Source organism: Dyadobacter sp. SRI_021, assembly GCF_057586235.1.
This window is the reverse complement of the sequence record NZ_JBYCZM010000007.1, coordinates 297,221-320,717: the sequence shown is the minus strand read 5'-3', so window position 1 is coordinate 320,717 and position 23,497 is coordinate 297,221. Positions and strand designations below refer to the sequence as shown.

At 49.2% G+C, this 23,497-nt stretch carries 19 protein-coding genes and 1 riboswitch; of the genes, 10 read left to right on the top strand and 9 right to left on the bottom strand.

All coding sequences use genetic code 11. The features are described 5' to 3' along the window. Positions 1-5: 5 nt before the first annotated feature. Positions 6-341: a single-stranded DNA-binding protein gene (locus AC2YIT_RS22850; protein ID WP_430843960.1), complete on the bottom strand. Its 336-nt coding sequence runs from the start codon at positions 339-341 to the stop codon at positions 6-8. 315 nt (positions 342-656) lie between these two features. Between AC2YIT_RS22850 and AC2YIT_RS22845 the strand changes: the two genes are divergently transcribed. Both AC2YIT_RS22845 and AC2YIT_RS22840 read left to right on the top strand, forming a co-directional pair. Continuing rightward, positions 657-947, top strand: a complete 291-nt coding sequence (locus tag AC2YIT_RS22845) for a hypothetical protein (protein WP_430843958.1) — start codon at positions 657-659, stop codon at positions 945-947. A gap of 30 nt (positions 948-977) precedes the next feature. Continuing rightward, complete coding sequence (locus AC2YIT_RS22840) at positions 978-1,853, top strand: aldo/keto reductase (RefSeq protein ID WP_430843956.1); 876 nt, start codon at positions 978-980, stop codon at positions 1,851-1,853. A gap of 113 nt (positions 1,854-1,966) precedes the next feature. Here the strand turns inward: AC2YIT_RS22840 and AC2YIT_RS22835 are convergent, their stop codons facing one another. Then, entirely contained in the window at positions 1,967-2,551 is a 585-nt protein-coding gene (locus tag AC2YIT_RS22835; protein WP_487280689.1) for a hypothetical protein, read from the bottom strand. Between the two features lie 132 nt (positions 2,552-2,683). Here AC2YIT_RS22835 and prfA point away from each other — a divergent pair, with 132 nt between their 5' ends. Beyond that, on the top strand, positions 2,684-3,757 hold the full coding sequence (gene prfA / locus AC2YIT_RS22830; RefSeq protein ID WP_430843953.1) for a peptide chain release factor 1: 1,074 nt from the start codon (positions 2,684-2,686) through the stop codon (positions 3,755-3,757). A 280-nt stretch (positions 3,758-4,037) separates the two neighbouring features. On the opposite strand, the gene AC2YIT_RS22825 is transcribed toward prfA, so the two are convergent. Next, positions 4,038-4,604 (bottom strand): thioredoxin family protein, encoded by a 567-nt coding sequence (locus AC2YIT_RS22825; RefSeq protein ID WP_430843950.1) that lies wholly within the window; start codon positions 4,602-4,604, stop codon positions 4,038-4,040. An 86-nt stretch (positions 4,605-4,690) separates the two neighbouring features. Between AC2YIT_RS22825 and AC2YIT_RS22820 the strand changes: the two genes are divergently transcribed. Beyond that, positions 4,691-5,053 carry a glyoxalase superfamily protein gene (locus AC2YIT_RS22820; protein ID WP_487280688.1) on the top strand — a complete coding sequence of 121 codons (363 nt, stop codon included), beginning with the start codon at positions 4,691-4,693 and terminating at the stop codon, positions 5,051-5,053. Here the strand turns inward: AC2YIT_RS22820 and AC2YIT_RS22815 are convergent. Next, positions 5,050-5,970 (bottom strand): DMT family transporter, encoded by a 921-nt coding sequence (locus tag AC2YIT_RS22815; RefSeq protein ID WP_487280687.1) that lies wholly within the window; start codon positions 5,968-5,970, stop codon positions 5,050-5,052. The genes AC2YIT_RS22820 and AC2YIT_RS22815 overlap by 4 nt on opposite strands. A gap of 64 nt (positions 5,971-6,034) precedes the next feature. Next, a riboswitch (cobalamin riboswitch) is annotated at positions 6,035-6,235 on the top strand. Between the two features lie 50 nt (positions 6,236-6,285). Between AC2YIT_RS22815 and AC2YIT_RS22810 the strand changes: the two genes are divergently transcribed. After that, the gene (locus AC2YIT_RS22810) at positions 6,286-8,208 is read left to right on the top strand and encodes a TonB-dependent receptor plug domain-containing protein (protein ID WP_487280686.1); all 1,923 of its coding nucleotides are present in this window, start codon (positions 6,286-6,288) and stop codon (positions 8,206-8,208) included. 10 nt (positions 8,209-8,218) lie between these two features. After that, positions 8,219-9,295: a DUF5074 domain-containing protein gene (locus AC2YIT_RS22805; RefSeq protein WP_430843944.1), complete on the top strand. Its 1,077-nt coding sequence runs from the start codon at positions 8,219-8,221 to the stop codon at positions 9,293-9,295. Between the two features lie 60 nt (positions 9,296-9,355). Here AC2YIT_RS22805 and AC2YIT_RS22800 read toward each other — a convergent pair whose 3' ends face one another. The 5 genes from AC2YIT_RS22800 to AC2YIT_RS22780 form a co-directional block, all read right to left on the bottom strand. After that, positions 9,356-10,096 carry a tetratricopeptide repeat protein gene (locus AC2YIT_RS22800; protein ID WP_430843943.1) on the bottom strand — a complete coding sequence of 247 codons (741 nt, stop codon included), beginning with the start codon at positions 10,094-10,096 and terminating at the stop codon, positions 9,356-9,358. A gap of 68 nt (positions 10,097-10,164) precedes the next feature. Next, positions 10,165-11,502, bottom strand: coding sequence for a DEAD/DEAH box helicase (locus AC2YIT_RS22795; protein WP_487280685.1), 1,338 nt, complete (start codon positions 11,500-11,502; stop codon positions 10,165-10,167). Between the two features lie 37 nt (positions 11,503-11,539). Beyond that, positions 11,540-12,535, bottom strand: a complete 996-nt coding sequence (fbp, locus tag AC2YIT_RS22790; protein WP_430843941.1) for a class 1 fructose-bisphosphatase — start codon at positions 12,533-12,535, stop codon at positions 11,540-11,542. Between the two features lie 265 nt (positions 12,536-12,800). Continuing rightward, positions 12,801-15,443: a valine--tRNA ligase gene (locus AC2YIT_RS22785; RefSeq protein ID WP_487280684.1), complete on the bottom strand. Its 2,643-nt coding sequence runs from the start codon at positions 15,441-15,443 to the stop codon at positions 12,801-12,803. Positions 15,444-15,520: 77 nt separating this feature from the next. Beyond that, positions 15,521-17,359: a sensor histidine kinase gene (locus tag AC2YIT_RS22780; RefSeq protein ID WP_487280683.1), complete on the bottom strand. Its 1,839-nt coding sequence runs from the start codon at positions 17,357-17,359 to the stop codon at positions 15,521-15,523. Positions 17,360-17,528: 169 nt separating this feature from the next. Here AC2YIT_RS22780 and AC2YIT_RS22775 point away from each other — a divergent pair, with 169 nt between their 5' ends. The 4 genes from AC2YIT_RS22775 (at position 17,529) to AC2YIT_RS22760 (ending at position 23,392) form a co-directional block, all read left to right on the top strand. Further along, positions 17,529-18,368, top strand: a complete 840-nt coding sequence (locus AC2YIT_RS22775; protein WP_430843938.1) for a T9SS type A sorting domain-containing protein — start codon at positions 17,529-17,531, stop codon at positions 18,366-18,368. A 157-nt stretch (positions 18,369-18,525) separates the two neighbouring features. Next, positions 18,526-19,098: an adenylate kinase gene (locus AC2YIT_RS22770; protein ID WP_430843937.1), complete on the top strand. Its 573-nt coding sequence runs from the start codon at positions 18,526-18,528 to the stop codon at positions 19,096-19,098. A 25-nt stretch (positions 19,099-19,123) separates the two neighbouring features. Continuing rightward, positions 19,124-20,131, top strand: a complete 1,008-nt coding sequence (gene obgE, locus AC2YIT_RS22765; protein ID WP_430843936.1) for a GTPase ObgE — start codon at positions 19,124-19,126, stop codon at positions 20,129-20,131. A gap of 75 nt (positions 20,132-20,206) precedes the next feature. Further along, positions 20,207-23,392 carry a T9SS type A sorting domain-containing protein gene (locus tag AC2YIT_RS22760; RefSeq protein WP_487280682.1) on the top strand — a complete coding sequence of 1,062 codons (3,186 nt, stop codon included), beginning with the start codon at positions 20,207-20,209 and terminating at the stop codon, positions 23,390-23,392. Positions 23,393-23,497 lie beyond the last annotated feature (105 nt).

Genomic DNA, 23,497 nt, shown 5'->3' with positions numbered 1-23,497 from the left:
ATTGCTCACACCGCCGCCTCCTGTTTCTTCTGAATTTCTTCCACCTTATGCGCGGTCACTTCCGTGCGCCTTACGGTACGATTGTCTTTGTCGACATACTGCCGATAGGTTAGCCTACCTTCGATCGAAACCATTTTACCTGTCGTCAGGAAAGTCTCGCAGCGCTGTGCCAGTTCCCGCCACACGACCACGGTATGCCAGACCGTATTCTTGACCTCTTCCTTGTTCTTATTAACATAACCTTCGTCCGTTGCCAGTGAAAAGGTTAGCATTTTACCGCCCTCAAACTCCTTCACATTGATTTCGCGGCCTACATTTCCGATTAATTTTACCGAGTTCATTGTTGATAATGTTTAGATGATGAATACTGCTGCCGGATTGAATAAAGTGAACCGACAATGCAAAGATGTAATGGGTGAAAAACAGAAGTCGGTTTTTAACCGCTTATAGTCATATGAAAGCATTTGCAGCCGTTTGCAAACGGAAAAATGCAAGCCGGCCGTCGTCGCAAATGAATTTTACTATATTGCAGGCCAGGAAAATATATGCACACTGCCCGGATAAAAGCGGTCCGGCGAAACAAAAGGTATATGGTAAATTGTCAGGAATGCGGCAGACCTCTCACGGGTAGGATCGATAAAAAATTTTGCTCAGATATGTGCCGAAACAGCTTCAATAACCGGCTCAATTCGGATTCTCACAACATTATCAGAAATATTAATAACCAGCTCCGGAAGAACCGCCGGATTCTGGAAGAACTTTGTCCCGATGACAAATCCAAAACCACCAAGCACATTTTAATGGCCAAAGGCTTTGATTTTAACCTGATTACCAACATCCGTCCGACCCTCAAAGGAAGCATTTATCGCTTCGTTTACGACTATGGCTACCTTGAACTGGACAATGATTTTTATCTGATCGTAAGGGATAAACGATTGGAGAAATAGATATTTTTGCAAGAATTCAAACTACCACCGATGAAAAAAGTAAGCCTCAGCGATTCCGGCCCGAAGGTTTCGGAAGCAATTTATGGTTTTTGGAGATGGACCGACGAGGGTGCCATTACCACCACGCAAATTGAAAAAACGGTCAACCTCTGCCTCGATCTGGGCATTAATACATTCGACCATGCTGATGTTTACGGCGATCATACGATTGAAGAACATTTCGGCAAGATCATTGCCCACAAATCCTTCAAGCGAGAAGACATTGTGCTGTTCAGCAAGTGCGGTATCAGAAAGTCGGAGGATAAATACCTGACCTACTACGATAATTCGCGCGAGCACATTATCAACAGCATTAACGGCTCACTCAAAAGGCTCAAAACCGATTATCTGGATATTTTCCTGCTCCATCAAAGCGACCTGCTGGCCGATCCGGAAGAGACCGCCATGGCATTGGCCGAAATCGTAACCTCTGGGAAGGCAAAACACATTGGAGTCGCCAACTTTACGGTTTTCCAGCATCAGCTGCTTGCGTCGTACCTCAGGATTCCGATCGTTACGAACCATATTGAATTGAACCTGATGAATACGACCGCAATAGAGGACGGCCGTATCGATTTTATCAAACAGAGTTTCAGCAAACCGCTCGCCTGGGCGCCCCTCGCGGGAGGAAAAATCCTGAATGGTACCGACGAAAAAGCAGTGCGTCTGAGGGCCAAACTGGATGAGGTCGGCAAGAAATACGATGCCAATATCGAACAAACGGCGGTAGCCTGGCTCATGAAATTGGGGACGTTACCCATTATCGGATCGCTCTCCGAAGCCCGCATTCGTAATGGTGCTAGCGCTTCGGATATCAAGCTGAGCCGGGAAGATTGGTACGATATCTATCAGGTTGTCGGGAAATAAAAAATGCAGGGGGTGCTGTTGGTTGTCACAGTCCCCTTCATTTTTATGACATTGCGGGCTTCCCATATCAAATACCGTGTCCCCTGCATTCAGCTAAGTTCCTGGATTGAAGGTCAATCCTTCAACTGCTTCGCATCCAGCTTCCTGATGATCTCCTTTTTATTAAAAAGCAGTCGCCAGACAGCAAAAGTCGTGTCCTGGGTAGCCATGCATTTTTTACAAATGACGCTTCCCGCCGCAACAGGCGCGTTGTACACGAGGAGGCTGTCGTTGAGCTGCTGTAAATTATCTCCCGCTTGCGTGCTGCTTTTCGCACTGTAAGCGTAGGCATCCAGTATTTCCCTTTCCTTGGCGTGCAAATCGGCGCGTTTTACGTCATTGATCCCGAACAATTCCACTTTAACTCCGTATTCCTTTTCCAATGCAGCGATCACCGGAATACCGCTCAGGTCACGGCAATGTGCCAGTCCGGCATCCGGGTTCTTTTCCAGTTCGCCTTTCAAGGATTTCTCTGCGATCTGCGCGATTTTCTTGCCCCATTCGTCGGCTGATGATACCAGCTGCACATTTGTAACCCGTTTGATCTGCGAGGCTTTGATTTCCCTGTTTAGCTCTTTTGTGTTTTCGATGCGGCCGCTTTTAAAATCGCAGCTTGTGAAAGCTGCTGCCAACATGGCAATGCATATGATTCTTTTCATTGTTCCAAATATTTGTTTAATCCATCAAACGGTTTCTCTCACAGCACGCAGCCAGTCCCTTGAAACCATTCATTTAGCTAAAATGCGTATCTTTGTGCCCCGAATGCGAGATGCCAAAGATATTCAATAAAGATGATCGATAAATTAGAAGCTATAAAAGAACGGTTTGAAGAGGTTTCTCAACAAATCATACAACCGGAAGTAGTCTCCGATTCTGCACGTTATTCCAAGATCAGCAAGGAATACAAGGACCTTGGCAAGATCGTGGAGCAATATGCACTTTATCAGAAGTTGCAGAAGGATATTGCCGGTACCAAAGAACTTATAGCGACTGAAAAAGACGAAGATCTGCGCGAAATGGCCAAAGAGGAGCTGGATGAACTGACTCCCAAACTGGAAGAGCTCGAACAGACCATTAAGGAGCTACTTATCCCGAAAGATCCTAACGACAGCCGGAACATCATCCTGGAAATTCGCGGCGGTACCGGTGGCGACGAAGCTGCTATTTTTGCCGGCGACCTTTTCAGAATGTATCAGCGCTTTTTCGAGAAAATGGGCTGGCGGTCATCCGTAATGGATTATACCGAAGGTACCAACGGCGGTTATAAAGAGATTATCTGTAAAGTCGAAGGAGAGGATGTGTACGGCAAAATGAAGTTCGAATCGGGAGTACACCGCGTACAGCGTGTCCCCGCGACAGAATCTCAGGGCCGCATTCACACATCTGCGGCTTCAGTGGCAGTCCTGCCGGAAGCGGAAGAGGTGGATGTGCAGATCAATATGAATGATGTCCGTATCGATACTTTCCAATCGTCAGGTGCGGGTGGGCAATCGGTAAACACGACTTATTCCGCGGTACGTCTTACCCACATTCCGTCCGGGCTGGTGGTAAGCTGCCAGGACGAACGCTCGCAGCTCAAAAACAAGGAACGCGCATTAAGCGTGCTCCGCTCGCGCCTGTACGAGATCGAGTTGAAGAAACACAATGACGCGATCAGTTCGCAGCGGAAATCCATGGTGGGCAGCGGCGACCGCTCCGATAAAATCCGCACCTACAACTACCCCCAAAGCCGCATTACCGACCACCGCATTGGTTACACGGTTTATAATCTCCCTGCTGTAATGGAAGGAGATATCGCCGAGCTGATCGAAAAACTGCGCATCGCTGAGAATGCCGAAAGAATGCAGGAAGGAGAAGCCGTTTAGGAATGTTGTCCTTTAACTTAATGAAGCGAAGTTTCAGGTTTTTCGATAGGTTATCTTAGTTCGATCTCATCCATACTATAAGTCAAAACATCCTCGGAGAAAGTCAGATTGACCACTTCGAGGATGTTTTGTTTTAATTCTTCCATACTATCGCCCTGCGTGCCAATAAATTTGTCGGCAATCAGCAATAGCGCTAAAACCTTGCTCTTCCCTTATAACGTCCAGAACTATTTTGGGCTTTTTCATCTCTTTATAAGGAAGCTGAGTGAGTTACTTACGCCTATTTCGCAGGATACAAAGTGCCGTAAGTCTTCGCTTTATAGCTTTCGAAGTCCTGCTTTTTATGGTAATCCTCTCCGAAAAAGGTAATGATCTGATGGAATTCTTTCGCTTTCAGGTAACCGGCTAGTGGCTGGATCATGTTAAATTGATCGTCCAGAAAAACCGTTGTGGGATAGCTCGGCTGATTATTCGTTAATGCCAATGCGATTTCATGGATGCCGCGACCGCCCTGTTCAAGGTATTTGAACTGCTTGTCGCCCAGTTTGATCGTCCCCTTTTGCTCTGCATCGAGCTTTACGGCGTAATATTTCTTGTTGATATATTCGGTAACGGCTTTGTCTTTAAACGTTTCGCGATCCATCACTTTACACCATCCGCACCAGTCAGTGTAGACGTCGATCAGGATCTTGCGGGGCTCCTTCTGAATTTTGGCATATGCCTCTTCGATGGTCAGCCACTGAATGCCTTCGGCGGCTGCACGCCTTTTACCCGTATCGGCTTTGAAACCGGCAAGGAATACCAGCATTACGGGAAATATTATCAGTATTGACAGGAGTCGTTTCATGGTAATTTTTTAGATTTCTTATCTTAAACAAATCTCTTTCACAAATCATGGCACGGACTGCGCGTCAGGTGCCAAAGCATAATAACATGGAAGCCAGCAAAGTCATCCCAATTTTACGCATTTTTGACGAAACCAAAGCACGGGAATTTTACATCGGCTGGCTCGGCTTCCAAGTCGACTGGGAACACCGGTTTTCCGACGATGCACCGCTCTACATGCAAGTTTCGCGCGGAGGCCTGACGCTCCACCTCTCCGAACACCATGGCGATTGCACACCGGGCGCCAAAGTCTTCATCGAATGCACTGGCGTGCGTGATTTCCACAAGGAACTCAATGAAAAGCAATACAAATACAATCGCCCGGGACTCGAACAGGAGCCATGGAATGCCATTTCGGTAACGGTAGTCGATCCGTTCATGAACCGGCTTGCATTCAATGAGCGGCTTTAAGCTTTCTTAGTTTTTGCCAGAGACACCAGAATGCCTCCTGTAATGATTAGCAACATGCCCGTCAGCATAGAAAGCGTCGGAATCGCCTCTCCCATCAGAAAGCCGATCAGCACCGAAAAAAGAATATTGGAATAACCCACCACAGCGACGCGCCCGGCTTTATCGTAAGTAAATGATTGCGTAAGCATTTTTTGTCCCAAAAGCGCCGTAAACCCTAATGCGAGAAAACCCAGCCATTGCCAGGTATTCTCCGGCCATCTGAATGTACCTATCAGAAAATCCAAATGCTCCATAGGATAATACGTACCGACCAGCATCGACAAAATAGGCATTACAATCCCGCTGAGCATAAATGAAAGGATGATCGCGCGTGTGTCGTACACGACACCAAGCTGGCGGATGGACAAGTAAGAAATGGCCGTCAACAGTGCATTGCCCAAACCTAATGCATTATCCCGCAGCGACGACGAAAGATCGGGCCGGAACACGAACAGAATACCGGTAAAACCAACGAATATAGCCATCCATTCCTTGCCATTCAGTGTTTCTCCGATGAGCAGCCAGGAGAAAAGCGCCAGAAAAATTGGGTAGGTATATTGGTAGGTAGAAGCCCGGCCGAGTCCAAGCGTCTGGATTGCATAAAATAGCATGTACAGCGACAATGTTCCTACTACACCTCTGAAAATAAGCAGTCCCAACTTTCCGCCCTCCTGCCTCAGCGGCCGTTGCCAGATGCTGCTAATGATAAAAACCACCCCAACAATGTTCCTGAAAAAAACCAGCTGTACAATATGGAACTCCCTTCCCAGCCATTTCGAGATCGCCGACGTAAGCGAGAAAAAAAATGCGGCGCCGAGCATAAGGTAAATGCCTTTCAGGGAGGATGCGGTCGGGAAATTTTCAGTAGAAGCGGCCAAAAGCAATCAGAATTTGCTGCAAAGATAGCGGTTATCGTACACAACGGAAAGTCGGGGGAAATACCTACCTTTGCACCCGCCTGGTGCCACAAGCTGCTTCTAGTCAGCGATTAGGCTTAATAGGGAATTCCGCTAGCACCGGAAGCTGTCCCCGCAACTGTAAGTCTGCCAACACGTGCCCGATTCTTCATGCCACTGTCCTGCGACGGGAAGGCTCCGGGTGCGAAAGACGAGCCAGGAGACCTGCCAGAGCATTTTGATCGGACCGTTTTCGGAGGAAAAACAGAAGATCGCCGCCAATCATTGCGATTTAGAGTGTTTAGCGAACGGAGATTTGTGGGTTACTGGATGCTATGGGCAAGTTTTGCACTGGCATTGCCAGTCTGTGCACAAAAAGACTCCATCGCCCTCGATCCTGTAATCGTGAAGGGATTCGTCCCGCAAAAATTCATGAGCGGCCTGAAAATCCAGCGCGTCGACTCCGCTTTGCTCGCGCAGGTACGCTATCAGAATATCGGTGACGTATTATCCGCTTATACCCCGATTGCATTTAAAAATTACGGGCCGGGCCAGCTCAGTACCGCCTCGTTCCGGGGCACCTCCGCCAACCATACCGCCGTTTTGTGGAACGGGCTCAATATCAATGCGCCTACACTTGGACAAACGGACTTTTCCACCATTCCCGTGGCGGGTTTCGACCAGCTTTCGGTTCAGTACGGCTCCGCGGCGAGTGTTGTGGGCTCCGATGCCGTGGGCGGAAGTATTTTGCTTGACAGCCGCGCATCGGCAACGCCGTTTCATGTGTCTGATGGCGGACAATATGATAGCTTCAATAACCATCAGAGCCGAACAGATATCCGCTATCTAGTGCCACTAAACAACCAATGGGCTTTCTCAGGTAAAACGGCACTTTACTATGGCAGGATGAACAACGATTACCCCAAACCAACCCGGAACACTTACGCACTCTTGCCTACCGAAACTTTTCAAAAAGGCATTGTACAGGACCTGTTTCTCCACGGACAAAACAACCAGGAAATTTCCGCACACATCTGGCTCACCGACAATAAACTGACGCTGACGCCCGACGATATCCAAGGTCGTGAAATGACCCGTACTACGGCCTATCGTACGATGTTCCGCTATCAGGTCCGGACGCTCACGCTACGCACCGCCTGGGTACGCGACATCATAGATTATGCCAAAGGTGACCTCTCCCACCCCGACCATTCAATAACGGATAAGTTCGCTTCGAGAATAGAAAAGGATTTTCTTCTAAATCTTGGCAACAATATCAATCCTATTCGCCTCAAAACCGGAGGAGAATGGACGCATTATCGTTCACGCGTGCCCGGATACGCGCTCTCGCCCGCGAGCGAGAACCGCACGGACTTCTTCCTGCTCACCCGCTGGCAACCGACAGCGCGGATTACTACTTCCATTAACCTTAGGCAGGGCCTCGTTACGGGTTTCAATCCACCGTTCACACCGTCGGTTGGTGTGGAATATAGTTTCATTCAGAAAACGCTTTACAACCTTACCTTGAAAGGCTCCTATGGCCGCAGCTACCGGGTGCCCACTTTGAATGAACGCTACTGGAAGGACCTCGGTAACCCGAACGTTCGTCCGGAAACGGGTTGGAATAAGGAAATCGGCCTTGAACAGACATTTAAAGCGGCTTTCGGCGGCACGCTAAGAACCACCGCAACTTTTTACCATAACCGAATTAAAGACTGGACTTACTGGAATCCATCGAGAAGCTACCGGGTCGAAAATCTGCAACAGGTGCTAGCGCGGGGAATTGAATTGCAACTGGGCTATCAGCGACAAACCGGTTTCTGGCGAACAGGACTGGACGCGGGTTATGCATTCAACAAAAGCAGCCAGGAGAAGGCCTACGACAATTACTCGCAGGATATTGTAGGCAAACAATTGGTATTTGTACCTGAACATACGGTTAATGCAAATGCATTCGTGCAGTTCAAGTCCACGAAGCTTACGGGACAGTTGCAGGCGGCCAGCAAGCGCTATACAACCTTCGACAATTCACAGTTTCTGGACGGTTATGGCCTGGTAAACCTGCTGGCCGAAACGAGCTTTACCTTTTACAAATTCAAGCTCATTTTACAGGGGCAAGTCCGCAACCTCACCGACACGTTTTATTTAAATGTCAGAAATAATGCGATGCCGGGAAGAAGTTTTGCATTAAGTTTAACCTTTAGTTACGATTCTCAATAAATCAATGAAAATGAAAAGACAGTTAGCCAGTTCATTAGCAGTAGCTTTTTCAACCCTCGCGGTATGGTCCTGTAATCAAAGCGACCCGGCTCCGAAGGGAGACTATGTGAGCGGTGTTTTTGTAATGAATGAGGGTAATTTCTCCCAGAATAACGGTGCTATTTCCTACTTCGCGCGGGAAAACAACACGGCAACCGCCGATATTTTCGCAGTGGCAAACGGAACGGCATTGAAGGGCGGCGTGCAGGATTATACTGCTTCCGAAGAGCAAGGTATTATTCTTGTCGATAATATGTCTGCCGGCCAGGATAAAGTCCAGTTCGTACAACGGTACACTTTCAAGGATGAAGGTACCATTGGTGCACCGGATATAGAGAATCCTCGCGAAGTGGTTATCGCAGGCCGAAAAGCTTATGTTTCGTGCTGGGGAACGGACGTCAGCAAATATTCGACCGGCTATATTGCGGTTATTGACCTGACCACCAAAAAGGTTACCAAAAAAATCAACATAGCCGATGGCCCTGAAAACCTGGCCTATGCTAGTGGGAAGCTTTACATAGGCACTACGCAATGGGCTGCCGGAAACAAGCTGGCGATCATCAATACAAACACCGATGAAGCATCGTCGCCCATTGCGACATCAGGTGCTGCCAATCCGGTTGGTGTTGATGCGAACGGAAAACTATGGGTGAATGCCGGCAATAAAATGTTGCGCATTAATACAGAAACCAACGCTACCGAAGCAACGCTGACGATTGCGACGGACGGGACCAAAACACCCGGCAATTTTACATTCAGCAATGATTTGAAATCCATTTTCTTTGTGCTTTCGTGGTATGACAGCGCTGGTAAACAGCAAGGAGGCACTTACAAATTCTCCATTACCGATACGCAGATAGCCATGGTTACCCCATTGATTCCGCGCCCGTTCTATGGCCTTGCAGTTGATCCGTCACAAGGACTGCTTTACGCAGGCGTGAGCCCGTCCTATACGCAGGCAGGCTACGCGGTTCGTTATCGCGCCGATGGAAGTTTGGTCGACTCTGTCAAAGTAGGCATCGCACCAGCAGGATTCTTCTTCCAATAACACGTAAATTGAAAAAGTCTCCCGCTTGGGAGACTTTTTCAATTTCGGAACCATGCCACTTCACTTAAAAAATCCTTGCGGATCGGGCATCTTGGCTTTCAAAAGTTCAACAAAATCGAGGTTCAGCTGGTTAAAATCCAGCGTCCGGCCCTTATGCAAATGCTCCCACGACTTGTCAAGTTCATTGAGATTATAATGCAACAGCGCCAGGTTATACTGACCGAGCGCATAGGTAGAATCAAGGGAAACCGCATGTTTCAATAATTCGCCTGCCTCGTCCAACTCCTCTTTCCGGCTGGTGATCGCGTACAGTTTGAGTTCAACCGTCGATAAATCCACCAGCAGCGGTACATTGTCTCCTTGCAGGCTCACGCCCTTGCTCAGCATTCTTTTTGCATCCACCCAGTTTTCGCGCTGATACGATACAACCCCAAGCCCCCAGTAAGCTTCCACATTCTTGTCGTTCAGCAGTTGGGCAAGATTGAAGCGGTAGCAGGCTGTGTCCAGAGAACCCTCCTGCAAATACTCCCAGGCACGGGTCGCGAAGAAACTGCTGGCCTCTGCGCGGCTGGAAAATGATTTGTCACATTCGCTCAGGAATTTGATCTCTTCATCAATCTGCTCCGATGTCTTACTCACTTCTCCGAAGAGCGGGAGAATACGCCTTTCCTTTAAATCAAGGGGCTTTTTGGGGGCTACGTTTGTATCTGTGCTTGGACCCGCGCTTGCCAGATGCGTGTTTTGAGCAAAGCCCAGCACAGGAATCAAAAAGGCAAGCCAAATTACAACAGACTCTTTCATAATTGACTTTAATAGAAGAACAGGTTTCTATTGTCCAAGTTAAACGGTTTTATTGGAATTGTATTGCATTACCGGCGTTTACTTCTTCCGCCCGCAGCCCTACGTCCCCTACTGGTATTCCCCGAACCCTTCTTAACCTGCGGATAACTGTGTTTTTTCTCGTGGAACGCTCCTTTGAATGTTGGATCTTCCTTACGTCGCTGGTTATCGATCTCCCGCAGCATATCCTGCCGCTCCTGGAAGGGCGTTTCGGCAATGTAAACTTCGTCCGGAAACTCCGCCCTCGGAATTTCCATCCGGATCATCGCCTCAATTTTGCGGATATGGTACTCATCGGCAATGGTCATGAAAGTAATTGCATTGCCCACTGTATTGGCCCGACCCGTTCGGCCGATCCGGTGCACATAGTCTTCGTAAATCAAAGGCACATCGAAATTGACCACGTGGCTCACCTCGGTGATATCGATCCCCCGGGCCACCACGTCAGTCGCCACCATCACCCGGATATTCCCTTCCCGGAATGCCTCCATTGCATTGATACGCGTATTCTGGCCTTTATTTGCATGGATTACGCGGAGTTCCGACTCGGGGACTACCCGGTTCAATAAATTTTGATGCACCAACCCGGCCACCTCGCGGCTGCGCGTGAACACGAGCACGCGCGTGAAGACCTCCTTGTCCTCCAATAAATAAGATAACAGATTGATTTTAGTGCGAAAGTTCGGCACTTCGTAAAGGGTCTGTGTTACCATTTCCGCAGCCGTAGCCTGCGGGGTAACTTCGATCCGGGTAGGAAATTCGAGAAATTCATAGGAAAGGTTTTCGACCTTCCCCGAAAACGTCGCAGAGAAAAGCATATTCTGCCTTTTGCGCGGAATCACTTCCAGCAGCTTGCGGATTTGCGGCATAAAGCCCATATCCATCATTTTATCCGCTTCATCAAGCACCATTACATTCAGATGCTTCACGACGATCTCCTCCTGGAAATACAGGTCCATGAACCGCCCCGGTGTCGCCACAATAATGTCGACGCCTTTACGCAGCGCTTCAATCTGCGTTTTCGGACCCACGCCGCCGTAGAGCACCACTGTACGAATGTCGGTATACTTGCCGAGCTGCGTGATAGCGTCCGAGATTTGCATCGCGAGCTCGCGGGTAGGAGCCAAAATCAATGCCCGGGGATGCTGTCCCTGGGCATATTTAATGCGCATTAACAGGGGTAATGTATAAGCGGCTGTTTTACCGGTACCGGTTTGAGCAATGCCCAGAATGTCTTGCCCGGCCAGCGCCACGGGTATCGCCTGCTCCTGAATGGGTGTCGGTTCGATGTAACCTGCTTCTTCAATCGCGTTGAGCAATTGACGGTTGAGCTTAAACTGCTCGAATAAGTTTTGCGTAGTCTGCATTCGGCAAAGTTACGAAAACTAAAACGGTAGCCGGTTATCAGCCCTTCACAACATCGTCGACAAGACCCGCCGAGCCAATGTAAAGCGGCGAACGCTGGTGAAACGACTGCGGCAAGATGTCCAAAATACTTCCAAAACCGTCGCTTGCCTTACCACCCGACTTCTCGGCAATGAACGCCAGCGGGTAGCATTCGTAAAGCAGGCGCAGCTTGCCTTTGGGATCTTTTTTAGTGGATGGATAAAGGTAAATGCCGCCTTTGAGCATATTCCGGTGGAAGTCACCCACGAGTGAACCAATGTAACGCGCGCTGAAATTTCTTGACTTGCATTGCGCCACATATTGCTGCACAAATGGCGGGTAGCTGTGGTAGTGCCCCTCATTGACGGAGTAGATCGAACCGTCGGCAGGTGTACCAATATTTTTGTGTGATAAAATAAATTCCCCGAGTGACTGATCGAACGTAAAGCCATTCACGCCATCGCCGGTCGAGTACACGAGCATCGTCGACGAGCCATAAAGAATGTAACCCGCCGCCACTTGCTTGCGGCCGCCTTGCAGGAAATCCTCCATCGAAGCCGGACTATTGATAGGCGTCACCCTTCTGTAAATAGAAAAAATCGAGCCGATGGAAACATTCACGTCAATATTGGAAGAACCATCCAGCGGGTCCATGGCCACGACATACTTGCCGTGATTGTTGCCGGTGTGGATAATGTCCTCCTCTTCCTCGGAAAGGATCGCACAAACTTCTCCCCCATTTTTTAATGCACGGATGAAACGTACGTTGGCGACGATATCGAGCTTCTGCTGGTTTTCACCCTGCACATTTTCCGTTCCATTTCCGCCGGCAATGTCGATCAGCCCTGCGCGGTTGATTTCCCGGTTGATGATCTTCCCGGCAAGCGCAATGTCACGGAGCAACTGCGACAACTCGCCCGTCGCATAGGGAAATGCGCTTTGGCTGTGCATGATAAACCGGTCGAGTGTCACACCCACCGGCACCACCAGGTCCTGTACTGTTTTCGTCGCCATAGTCAATTGAATTACATGAGATTGGAGGGAAATTTACACCCGGTTTTTTCCTATTTCCAAACAGTTCGAACTAATAAAATTTTTTAAAAATGAATATAATTTTACCTCCATTAATTCATTGATTAATCCTAAGGGTGAGCCTTTTACGTAGTCGTCAGGTTGCACTTTTTAAATGTCATGCAGACATTAAACCGTATTCCAGCATAACAAAAAAACACAAGGCGCTAATGCCCTGTGCTTTACAAAAGAGTTGTTTTTCTGACGTTTATTTAAGCCTTGCCAACGCCTCGGTCAATGTGGCGATCTTCGCTTCAGCATCCGCTTGCTTTGCTCTTTCTTTTTCGACGATATCACCTTTGGCATTAGCCACGAAGCGTTCGTTCGAGAGCTTTTTCATCACCGATTCGAGGAAGCCTCTGGTGTATTCCAATTCTCGCAGAAGATTCTCGCGCTCTGCCTCAACATCCAGCTCATCGGCCAGGTTTACAAAAAACTCATCCGACTTCACTCGAAACGAAGTACCTTCCGCCTCGCCCGACACATAACTGATGCCTTCCACATTCGCCAGCTTTTCGATCAGCGGCGTCAATGCATTGTAGCGCTCGTTTGAATCTGTGCGAATCGCCAGCGGTAATGCAGTTTTAGGACTAATGCCTTTCGAATTCCGCAGGTTACGGATCGACGAAACGAGTTCAAACAATATATCAAAGTCATTCAGCAACGCCTGGTCAAACTCTCCGGCCTGCGGGAAATGTGCGACGCAAATGGATTCCTTCTCGCCTCTTTCAATGATGTTCTGCCAGATTTCCTCCGAAATAAAAGGCATGAACGGGTGCAGCAAACGCATCAGGCGATCGAAAAAGTCGAGCGTCGAGTCGTAAGTCGACAAATCGATCGGCTGCTCGAAGCCCGGCTTGATCATTTCGAGGTATTGTGCACAGAAATCGTCCCAGATTAGTTTATAGATCGAGCCCAATGCGTCCGAAATACGGAATTTCGAGAAGTGGTCCTGCACTTCCGCCAATGTCTGGTTCAATTTGCTTTCAAACCACTGTACCGCCAGTTTCGAACCTTCGGGAACCGGAAGCTCGCTATCGACGGTCCAGCCTTTTACCAAGCGGAAGGCATTCCATACTTTATTACCAAAATTCCGGCCCTGCTCGATCAGCTTTTCGTCGTAAGGCAAGTCGTTACCGGCCTGTGAGCTGAAAAGCATGCCGGTACGAATGCTGTCCGCGCCATATTTATCGATCAGGTCGATTGGATCGGGTGAATTACCCAGCGATTTCGACATTTTGCGGCCCTGCTTGTCCCGAACGATGCCCGTCAGGTACACATTCTTGAACGGATACTGGCCGCGGTATTCATAACCCGCAATGATCATCCGCGCCACCCAGAAGAAAAGAATCTCCGGTGCAGTTACGAGGTCATTGGTTGGGTAATAGTAATTTACTTCCTCATTCTCCGGCTCTTTAATACCATTGAAAACGGAGATCGGCCAAAGCCATGACGAGAACCATGTGTCGAGCACGTCCTCATCCTGCTTGATATCTTCTTCTGTCAATGCAAAAAGCTGCAACTCATGCTGCGCCTTGCGCAATGCCTCGCGCTTCGATTTCGCGACGATCATTGTGCCGTCATTCAGGTAATAAGCCGGGATGCGGTGGCCCCACCATAGCTGGCGGCTGATATTCCAGTCACGTACATTCTCCATCCAGTGGCGGTAGGTATTTTTGAATTTCGCGGGAATTAGCTGCACCGTATCGTTCATCACATTCTCGAATGCCGGCTTGCTGATTTTCTCCATTTTCAAAAACCACTGCTCGGAAAGCCTTGGCTCAATCACCGAATCGGTACGTTCCGAATGTCCTACATTCGACCTGTACTCCTCCACTTTCACGAGGTTACCCGACTCTTCTAGCAACTTGATGATCTTCTTGCGTGCAATGAAACGGTCTTCACCTACCAGGATCTGCGCCTTTTCATTCAATGTACCGTCTTCATTCAACAGATCGATAATCGGCAGGTTATGACGTTTCCCAAGTTCGTAGTCATTGGTGTCGTGTGCCGGAGTGACTTTCAGGCAGCCAGTTCCGAACTCCATCTCCACATAATCATCCGCGATAATCGGAATAGCCCGGTTGATCAACGGAATCAACACTTTTTTACCAATCAAGTGCTGATAACGCTCATCCGCAGGGTTCACACAAATCGCCACATCCGCCATAATCGTTTCCGGGCGGGTAGTCGCGATCGTAACCCCTTCCTCCATGCTCCCTTCTCCATCCTCCCCGACCAGCGGATAGCGCAGGTAAACTAGCTTCTGATTCACCTCTTTCATGATCACCTCCTCGTCGGACACGGTCGTGCGCGCCTGAGGGTCCCAGTTCACCATGCGGTGGCCGCGGTAGATTTCTCCTTTATTATAGAGGTCAATGAAAACGTCGATCACCGAATCGTACAAATCCGGCTCCATCGTGAAGCGCGTACGGTCCCAGTCGCAGGAAGCGCCGAGTTTGCGAAGCTGTTTCAGAATAATGCCGCCGTATTTGTGCGTCCATTCCCAGCAATATTCGAGGAATTCGTCGCGGGTAAGGTCACGCTTGTTAATGCCGCGCTCTTTGAGCATCGCCACCACTTTGGCCTCGGTAGCAATGGAAGCGTGATCGGTACCAGGTACCCAGCAGGCCTCTTTACCTTCCATCCGCGCCTTGCGAACCAGAATGTCCTGAATGGTATTATTAAGCATATGCCCCATGTGCAGCACGCCGGTGACGTTCGGCGGAGGGATCACGATGGTGTAGGGTTCTTTGTCAGGATTGGGTTTCGACTGAAAAAACTTGTTCTCGATCCAGTAGGAGTACCATTTATCCTCTATCTCCTGAGGGGCATAAGTTTTGGAAATCATTGCGTGTTCAGAAATTTACCGTAGCTGTCGGTTAGTCATCTTAAAAGCCGGCAAGTTAGCGGTTACGGGCGATATTTCTAAACTATTTGCTCCTCTTTGCGGACCGGCAGCCAGATCGTAAATGTGCTCCCTTCACCCGGTTTGCTCATCAACCGGACAGTACCTTCATGCGCCTCGACCATCTTTTTAACATAACTCAACCCAAGGCCGAAGCCTTTGACGTCATGCACATTGCCGGTAGGCACCCGGTAGAAAGTATCGAAGACGCGCTGCTGCTGCTCACGGCTCATGCCTATGCCCCTGTCGGTAATAGAGATCGCGATACCGCCATTTTCATTTTTGGTACTGATATTCAAATACAACTTCTCCGGCGAATATTTGATCGCATTGTCAATGAGGTTGTTCAGAATATTGGAGATATGCACCTCATCCGCAGCCACTACATCTTCCTCTGCCTCGAAGTTCATGTCAACTTCTCCTTCCTTCTGCTCGATCTGCACGCTCTGTCCGTTTAGTGCAGCGCCGATGAGGTCATGGATGTTGGTTTCCGTGATTTTAAGTTTGACATGCCCTTTATCCAGCAGTGCCATTTGCAAAACCTTCTCCACATGCGTCCCGAGTCGTTTATTTTCCTCGCGGATAATGCCGAGGTAGCGGTCGAGCCGCGAGCCTTTCGGGCTATCCATCAATGAAGCCGAATTCTCTTGCGCCATTTCCGCTGCCAATGCAATGGTAGAAATAGGTGTTTTGAACTCATGGGTCATATTGTTGATGAAGTCATTCTTAATGTCAGAAAGCTTCTTCTGACGCAGAATGGTCGTAACGGCCAGGTAGAAACAGGCCATAATTACGATGATCAGAATGCCGGAGCCGCCGAACATCACACCCATATTACTGAGAATGTAGCGCTGCTGATCCGGGAAGTAAACATATAATGCATTCTGCGCGGTGAGTGTTTCGTTCGGGAACAGCGATGCTTTATACGACCGCTCCTCCCATTCACTCCTGCGCATGCTCACGGTCGAGAAAATAAGGCTATCCGTCGACTGGCCGCGCACGGCCCCCCTCACGGCAAATTCGTAAGGCAAAGTGACACCATTCTGGATCAGCTGTTTTTTCAATAGTGTGTCGAGCAGAAATCGGTTCACACGCTGCTCGATGGGCCTTTTGGTATAAACAAAATCCTTCATGACCTCTTTCAGCAACTCGGCGCGGTCGGGTTCTTCCGCATTGAGAATCGCCCGCGACTTCTGTTTACTGCTTTTTGCATTCTCTGGCAAGGCCACTTTCCGGTTAGCCATTCTGGAAATCGAGTCCTTTTTCAGGAAATCGCTGCCTTTCCGGCGGAATTCAGGATCGGCCATGCCGCGCATGGCATTTCCCAAACGACGCTCGTCGTCCAGCCGGCGACGCATAAACTCGTCGATACCGGCCATGCCATATTGCTGCGCCTGAAAAAATTCCTCTATAATGCGCTGCTGGTGATCCACCATCACCCTGATATTCGGGCTGAGTACGTCGGTAGGGGCCGCTTCGGTAATGATCTGATAATGTATTTCCTCGCCGTTCGGGCCAATGGCGATCTCCATTCGCGGCTGTAAGCGCGGTACTATTTCCTGAACAGGCGCCTTAGGCTTCGGCGGAGTGGTCCGCTTCATGGGCATGTCGCGCAGCTGCGCAATGCGGTCGAGCTTGCTTTTTTGCTGCTCCGCCTCGATGCGGCGTTGCAGGAGATACATCATTTCCTGCTTTTCCAGTCGGTGCACCACTTGCTGTACCGACTCGGAGACCTTCTGATTGAACTGGTCGTTCCTGATCGCGATAGCTTCCCTGATCCAGTACCATTGAAAACCGATGAGCCCGATCAATGCCAGACACATCAGCCCTACGATAATTTGTATTTTACGCTTGGTCATAATTTCCGCTTCCCATGTGCAACGCCGGCTGTGCTTTACCCGACATTTTGCCAAGAACAAATTTAGTGTTTCGCCCCCGGCCAAAGGTGTTTTTAACATTATTTAACAACGCCCCAAGCAACATAGCCATGGTTTTGCAATTCATTCAGACTCAAAACAAAAACTGCTTATGAAAACTGTTTCAATTCAAAAACTGACATGGTCGCTGCTGCTCGTAGCGGCACCGGCGCTGCTATCCGTTGCGCAGGCCCAGTCCGACAAAAAGCCTAAAAAGGACGATGACGACAAAAAGACAAGCATTAGGATCCGGGTAACCGAGGAGGAAAACGGCAAGACCCGCGACATCGAGAAAAGTTATCAGGTAGGTGCGCTGAGCGATGACGAAAGGCAAAAGTTCATCGATAAAGTACTTGATTCGCTGAATGTCGACAAAAAGGGCAAGCAAACCATTTCAATTACGGTGGATGATGGTGCCGACGGCGTGATAGCGGCCAAAAAACGTAAAAAAGTGATTATCGACCATCGCGATCCGCGCGAGCCGATGGCATTTCACTGGGACGGCGATTTCAAACACGACCTCGACTGGGATTCGGAGAAGTTCAACGAAAGCATGAAATCGATCCAGAAAAATTTCGACAGAAACTTCCATCCCAAGGCTAAAATGATGCTGCGGGACATGGAGGATTTTGGCAGGAATTTCAGCAAAAGCTTTGACTATGCCTGGGATAACAGCGAGAATGCGAAAGGAGCAACAATCCGGTCTTTGAATGCCTACACCAATAATCCCGCCGACGACGTCCTTAACCTGCGTTTCAGCGTGCCGCAAAAAGGCAATGTGACGGTGACAGTCACCGACACCAAAGGCAAAGAAGTGGGTAAAAAAGAGATCCACGAGTTTGAGGGCGAGTATGTAGGCCAGGTCGAACTTAAGAAAAATACAAAAGGGACGCTGTTCGTAACGGTGGTTCAGAACGAAGATGGAGCGGTGAAAAGGGTGGTTATTCCCTGAATGGAGCCACTTTTACGATAGCGAATCCCCTTTGCCGGAAACGGTAAAGGGGATTTTTCCTGTAAAAATTATGCAACAATTTCGCACACATATAGTAAGAGTTGTAAATTTGCCGCTTATTCACCAATCTACCGCGACATCAATTTTTGAAGCAACTATGCTGAATCTTATACTGTTTGGCCCTCCGGGCGCCGGGAAAGGTACCCAAAGTGAAAAAATAATTGCAAAGTATAATTTGATCCACCTTTCCACAGGAGATCTGCTGCGCTCGGAAATTCAGGCTGGAACAGAGCTGGGATTGAAAGCTAAAACTTTGATGGACCAGGGCATTCTGGTGCCGGACGAAGTGGTAATCGGGATGATCGATAACAAGCTGAAAGAGCACCGCGACGCGGCTGGTTTCATCTTCGACGGTTTCCCGAGAACGGTGAAGCAAGCCGAAGCGTTAGACAATCTGCTTGCGAGCTACAACGAAGGTATTTCAGTGATGGTAGCCTTGTCGGTCGACGACGATGAGTTACTGGCCCGCCTTTTGAACCGTGGCAAAACTTCCGGCCGTCCCGACGATCAGAACGAAGAACTGATCGCGAAACGCATTCAGGAATACAACAGTAAAACAAAACCCGTTGCCGACTATTACCAGAAACAAGGAAAGTTTGTCGCTATCAACGGAATAGGTGAAATCGATTTCATTTTCGGGGAAATCTCGAACGCGATCGAAGCAGCCTGATTTCTATTTTTCCCACTATACTCACATGGCCTCCTCTAACTTTATAGACTACGTAAAAATCAATGCGCGCTCCGGCAACGGCGGTGCCGGCTCTATGCATTTCAGGCGTGAAAAGCACGTCGAGAAAGGGGGACCGGACGGCGGTGACGGCGGACGCGGAGGTCACGTGATATTGAAAGGCAATGCCCAGCTCTGGACATTGCTGCATTTAAAATACACCAAGCACGTAAAGGCTTTCGACGGAAAAGGCGGCGAAGGCGGGCGGCGCACAGGAGCGATTGGAAAGGACATTATCCTGGAAGTACCGCTCGGCACGATCGCCAAAAATGCCGAAACCGGCGAACAGCTTTTCGAAATCACCGAAGACGGACAGGAAATGATCCTGTTGCGCGGTGGACGCGGCGGAATGGGTAACGACCATTTCAAGTCCGCTACTAATCAGACTCCCCAATATGCCCAACCCGGCGAACCAGGCAAGGAAGAGTGGTTCATCCTCGAACTGAAAGTACTAGCCGACGTAGGTTTGGTGGGCTTCCCGAACGCAGGCAAATCTACATTGCTCTCAGTTGTTTCGGCAGCCAAGCCAGAAATTGCCGATTACCCCTTCACAACCCTCGTGCCGAACCTGGGCGTAGTACCCTACCGTGATTACAAGTCTTTCATAATGGCCGATATTCCGGGCATTATCGAAGGCGCTTCGCAGGGTAAAGGACTCGGTCTGCGGTTTCTGCGGCACATCGAACGCAACTCCATTCTCCTTTTCATCGTACCTGCTACCAGTGAGGATATCCAGGCCGAATACCAGACGCTGGTGCAAGAGCTACGCTTATACAATCCCCAGCTGCTCGACAAAAACCGCCTGCTAGCGATTTCCAAAATGGATGTAATCTCTGAGGAAGAGCGGGTTACATTACAAGAAAATCTACCAAACGGTATCCCAACGCTTTTAATTTCTGCAATAACCCAAGAAGGTATTGAACAATTAAAAGACAAAATATGGGAAATGATTAACTCACCGTTCCCCGTACAATAATAATTTCTTGAAAGAGGCAACCTTTCGATGCAAATTGTGTGTCCAAGTAGTTATTTCAAAGAATTTTTAGTCACCATGAGACACTATCTACCGTATTTCTATCTGGTAGTATTTAGTATTATTTCCTTTACCGCACACGGACAAATCAGCATTGATTTCCCTTCCGACCGTATCGTACTTCAGCGAGACAAAGCTAACAACGCAAACATCAACATTGCAGGCAGTTACACACAGCCTGTCGATCGTGTGGAAGCCAAAGTATCTGCACTTGTGCCAGGTCAGGGCATCGACAAGGACTGGGCCAACCTGAGCGACGCCAGCATTAAAGGAGGTTTTTTCTCCGGTTATATTACTGCCCAGGGCGGCTGGTACCGGCTGGAAGTCCGCGGTTGGAAGGGCGACCAGTTGGTGGGTTCCAGAACCGTCGAGCACGTCGGGATAGGCGAAGTATTTCTAATCGCAGGGCAATCCAATGCACAGGGATTTGACGCCCCTAGCTTTAATAATCAGGGCGCACAAGACGATCGTGTCAATTCTATCGATAATTACGAAACAGGCGACTATCCGTTTGAATTGCCGGAACGTCCGTCTTTCCATCACATCGATGCTCAAAGTCGCATTTCTCCCCGTGGACCTGCCGCATGGTGCTGGGGACGCCTGGGCGATCGCCTGGCATCGCGGCTCAATGTTCCTATTCTGTTTTTCAATGTAGGCTGGGAAGGTATGGCTTCCGTTAACTGGCGCGAAAGTATTAACAACAATACGCAGTCTGTCTACGCGCCCGTGTGGGTCAAACCGGATGGAATGCCTTATGGCAACCTGCGAAATGTCATTCAGCGATACACACCTATCACCGGGCTTCGCGGCATTCTCTGGCTCCAAGGCGAGGCCGACAATTTTAAAGATACCAGCACTGATACTTATTTCAACAACCTGAAAGCCGTTATTGAAGCCAGCCGGAATGAATCGGGAAAGAATATTTCATGGATGGTTTCCATTACTTCCTATGACAACGGACGCCTCGTCGATGTAAACGTTACAAATGGGCAAAGGCAGGTTATCAATAATGTTCCGAATGTTTTCGAAGGGCCTAATACCGATCTGATTCAGATTCCCCGCGAAAATGGTGCTCCTAACGGCGTCCATTTTTTTGGCGATGGCTTAATTCAGCTTGGCGATGCGTGGTCCAATTCACTCACGGATGATTTTTTCGCAAGATCAGAACCCTACCCGGCGCAAAGACCACTCAGAGTAACGGTAGACTGTGCGGGCAATGGTAATGTAACGATCAACGCCGACCCGGTTGGGCTTTCCCAATTCAGTTGGAGCAATGGGCAGTCTTCCAGCAGCGTAACGGTTGGAAACGGAACTTACTATGTGAAAGCACGCGATGATAAAGGCAACTACATTTTCTCGCCAGAGATCCGGGTAAATGAGCAAATCCAGCCCGACCAGCCGACTGTGACGATCGAAGGTAGTAATCCGGTATGTATCGGTAATACCGCAACGTTGGTATCGAGCACTTCTACAAATGCCGTCTGGAACACAGGCGCCACCGGCGACCGCCTCCCAGTAACCACAGGGGGCGAATACTTCGTAACGGTCAAAAATATTTATGGCTGCGAGTCTACTTCCCAGAAAGTAGCCATGCAGGTACTCAATTCACCATTGCCGGCCAAACCCAAAATTTCTGCTTCGGGGCCACTTACCTTCTGCCAAGGCGGAGAAGTGAACCTGACCTCGGACTCAAAAGTGAAAAGTGTTTGGTCCAATGGAGCGAATAATGCCACTATTACGGTTGTCAACTCGGGTGATTTCCGCGTGAGAGCGCTCGACGATGTCGGCTGCTTCTCTCCTGAGTCGGACCCGGTGACCGTGAAAGTAAACCCGTTGCCGGCCAAGCCTGTAATTTCGCTGAGCGGGGAAACGACATTCTGCGACGGCGGCAACGTAACGATGACTTCAAGCTACGATTCCGGGAACATCTGGAGCACCAACGCTACCACGAAGTCCATTGCCGTAACCACGACCGGTAAATTCACTTTGAAGCAAAGGGATGGAAACGGGTGCGAATCCACTTCAGATGAAGTGAATGTAAAGGTTAACCCGCTTCCCGCAACACCTACCATAACGGCCCTTCGCGCTACTACTTTCTGTGAACGCGACTATACCACGCTACGCAGCAGCGAGGCGTTCTCCTACCTGTGGAGTAACGGCTCCACCGACCGCGAGATCGAAATAAGGACATCAGGCAATTTTACAATTTCGGCCAAAGACGAAAACGGCTGCATTTCTCCCGTTTCTCCGGTAGTTGTCGTAGTAATGAATCCATTGCCACCTACGCCCACGATCACCGCCGAGGGCCCGACCACATTCTGCGCAGATCTAAGCGTGAACCTGGTTTCAACCAGCGCTGCCGGGTATTTATGGAGCAACGGCGTTTCTTCACAGACCTTGAAAGTAACGGCGGCCGGGACTTACTCCGTACAAACAATCAACGAGTTTCAATGCTATTCGGATCCGAGTAACCAGATAACGACGGAAACACTGGCACTGCCACCAGCCCCCGCAGTTACGGCATTGCAGCCAACAACATTCTGCGATGGCGACACCATTATGCTGAAAGCCGCCAACGGCAACGAATTTTTCTGGAACAACGGCCTGGAAGGCGAAAGCATAGAGGTTTTTGCGACGGGTAATTATTCGGCTCGCATTCAGGATGATCATGGATGCTACTCTCCTTACTCCGCACCGGTAGCGATTGATGTCAAGCCGTCTCCGAGCGTGCCGGTAATCCGTAAAACAGGCGTTTACACCCTATTTGCTGAAAACAATCTCAATGCGGGTGACCACGTATGGAAATATAACGATGAGCCATTGACAGAAACCAGCGCGACCCTGAAAGCCGTGAAGGCAGGTAAATATGTTGTTAACAACACCATTGTATACAGTCCGACGCTTACCTGTTACTCCGACTTCTCCGAACCGTTCCAGTTTTACCTTGATACGAATAACCCGGGTTTCGTGGCCTATCCCAACCCGAATGCCAGTGAAAGAGTGACTGTCGAAACATTTGCCAATCTGGCGAACGCCGATGTTCAGATCATCGACAGCCGGGGTATTATCCACCGGACTTTCCGTGTGCTGAAGTTCGATCGCCCGCAATACTTCAGCCTGGCGGGCCTGTCGAGTGGTATATATATTATTCGCGTGACTTCTGCGACGTTCAGTGAGACCCAAAAGCTGGTAATTGCCAAATAGGCAAATGAACCTACCGGCCTTGCCGGGAGGCCGAAGCGTTGCCTGTTCCTCCCTTCGTCTTTCTTGTATTTTAAAATGTAAGCATGCCGAACGGTAACACGTAAA

Bases quoted from the DNA above. Each gene is read 5' to 3' on its own strand.
- AC2YIT_RS22780 (WP_487280683.1), bottom strand. From the start codon at position 17,359: ATGACCAAGCGTAAAATACAAATTATCGTAGGGCTGATGTGTCTGGCA.
- fbp (WP_430843941.1), bottom strand. From the start codon at position 12,535: ATGGCGACGAAAACAGTACAGGACCTGGTGGTGCCGGTGGGTGTGACA.
- AC2YIT_RS22850 (WP_430843960.1), bottom strand. From the start codon at position 341: ATGAACTCGGTAAAATTAATCGGAAATGTAGGCCGCGAAATCAATGTG.
- AC2YIT_RS22805 (WP_430843944.1), top strand. From the start codon at position 8,219: ATGAAAAGACAGTTAGCCAGTTCATTAGCAGTAGCTTTTTCAACCCTC.
- AC2YIT_RS22760 (WP_487280682.1), top strand. From the start codon at position 20,207: ATGAGACACTATCTACCGTATTTCTATCTGGTAGTATTTAGTATTATT.
- AC2YIT_RS22800 (WP_430843943.1), bottom strand. From the start codon at position 10,096: ATGAAAGAGTCTGTTGTAATTTGGCTTGCCTTTTTGATTCCTGTGCTG.
- AC2YIT_RS22785 (WP_487280684.1), bottom strand. From the start codon at position 15,443: ATGATTTCCAAAACTTATGCCCCTCAGGAGATAGAGGATAAATGGTAC.
- AC2YIT_RS22820 (WP_487280688.1), top strand. From the start codon at position 4,691: ATGGAAGCCAGCAAAGTCATCCCAATTTTACGCATTTTTGACGAAACC.
- AC2YIT_RS22825 (WP_430843950.1), bottom strand. From the start codon at position 4,604: ATGAAACGACTCCTGTCAATACTGATAATATTTCCCGTAATGCTGGTA.
- AC2YIT_RS22835 (WP_487280689.1), bottom strand. From the start codon at position 2,551: ATGAAAAGAATCATATGCATTGCCATGTTGGCAGCAGCTTTCACAAGC.
- obgE (WP_430843936.1), top strand. From the start codon at position 19,124: ATGGCCTCCTCTAACTTTATAGACTACGTAAAAATCAATGCGCGCTCC.
- AC2YIT_RS22775 (WP_430843938.1), top strand. From the start codon at position 17,529: ATGAAAACTGTTTCAATTCAAAAACTGACATGGTCGCTGCTGCTCGTA.
- AC2YIT_RS22770 (WP_430843937.1), top strand. From the start codon at position 18,526: ATGCTGAATCTTATACTGTTTGGCCCTCCGGGCGCCGGGAAAGGTACC.
- AC2YIT_RS22845 (WP_430843958.1), top strand. From the start codon at position 657: ATGTGCCGAAACAGCTTCAATAACCGGCTCAATTCGGATTCTCACAAC.
- prfA (WP_430843953.1), top strand. From the start codon at position 2,684: ATGATCGATAAATTAGAAGCTATAAAAGAACGGTTTGAAGAGGTTTCT.
- AC2YIT_RS22795 (WP_487280685.1), bottom strand. From the start codon at position 11,502: ATGCAGACTACGCAAAACTTATTCGAGCAGTTTAAGCTCAACCGTCAA.
- AC2YIT_RS22840 (WP_430843956.1), top strand. From the start codon at position 978: ATGAAAAAAGTAAGCCTCAGCGATTCCGGCCCGAAGGTTTCGGAAGCA.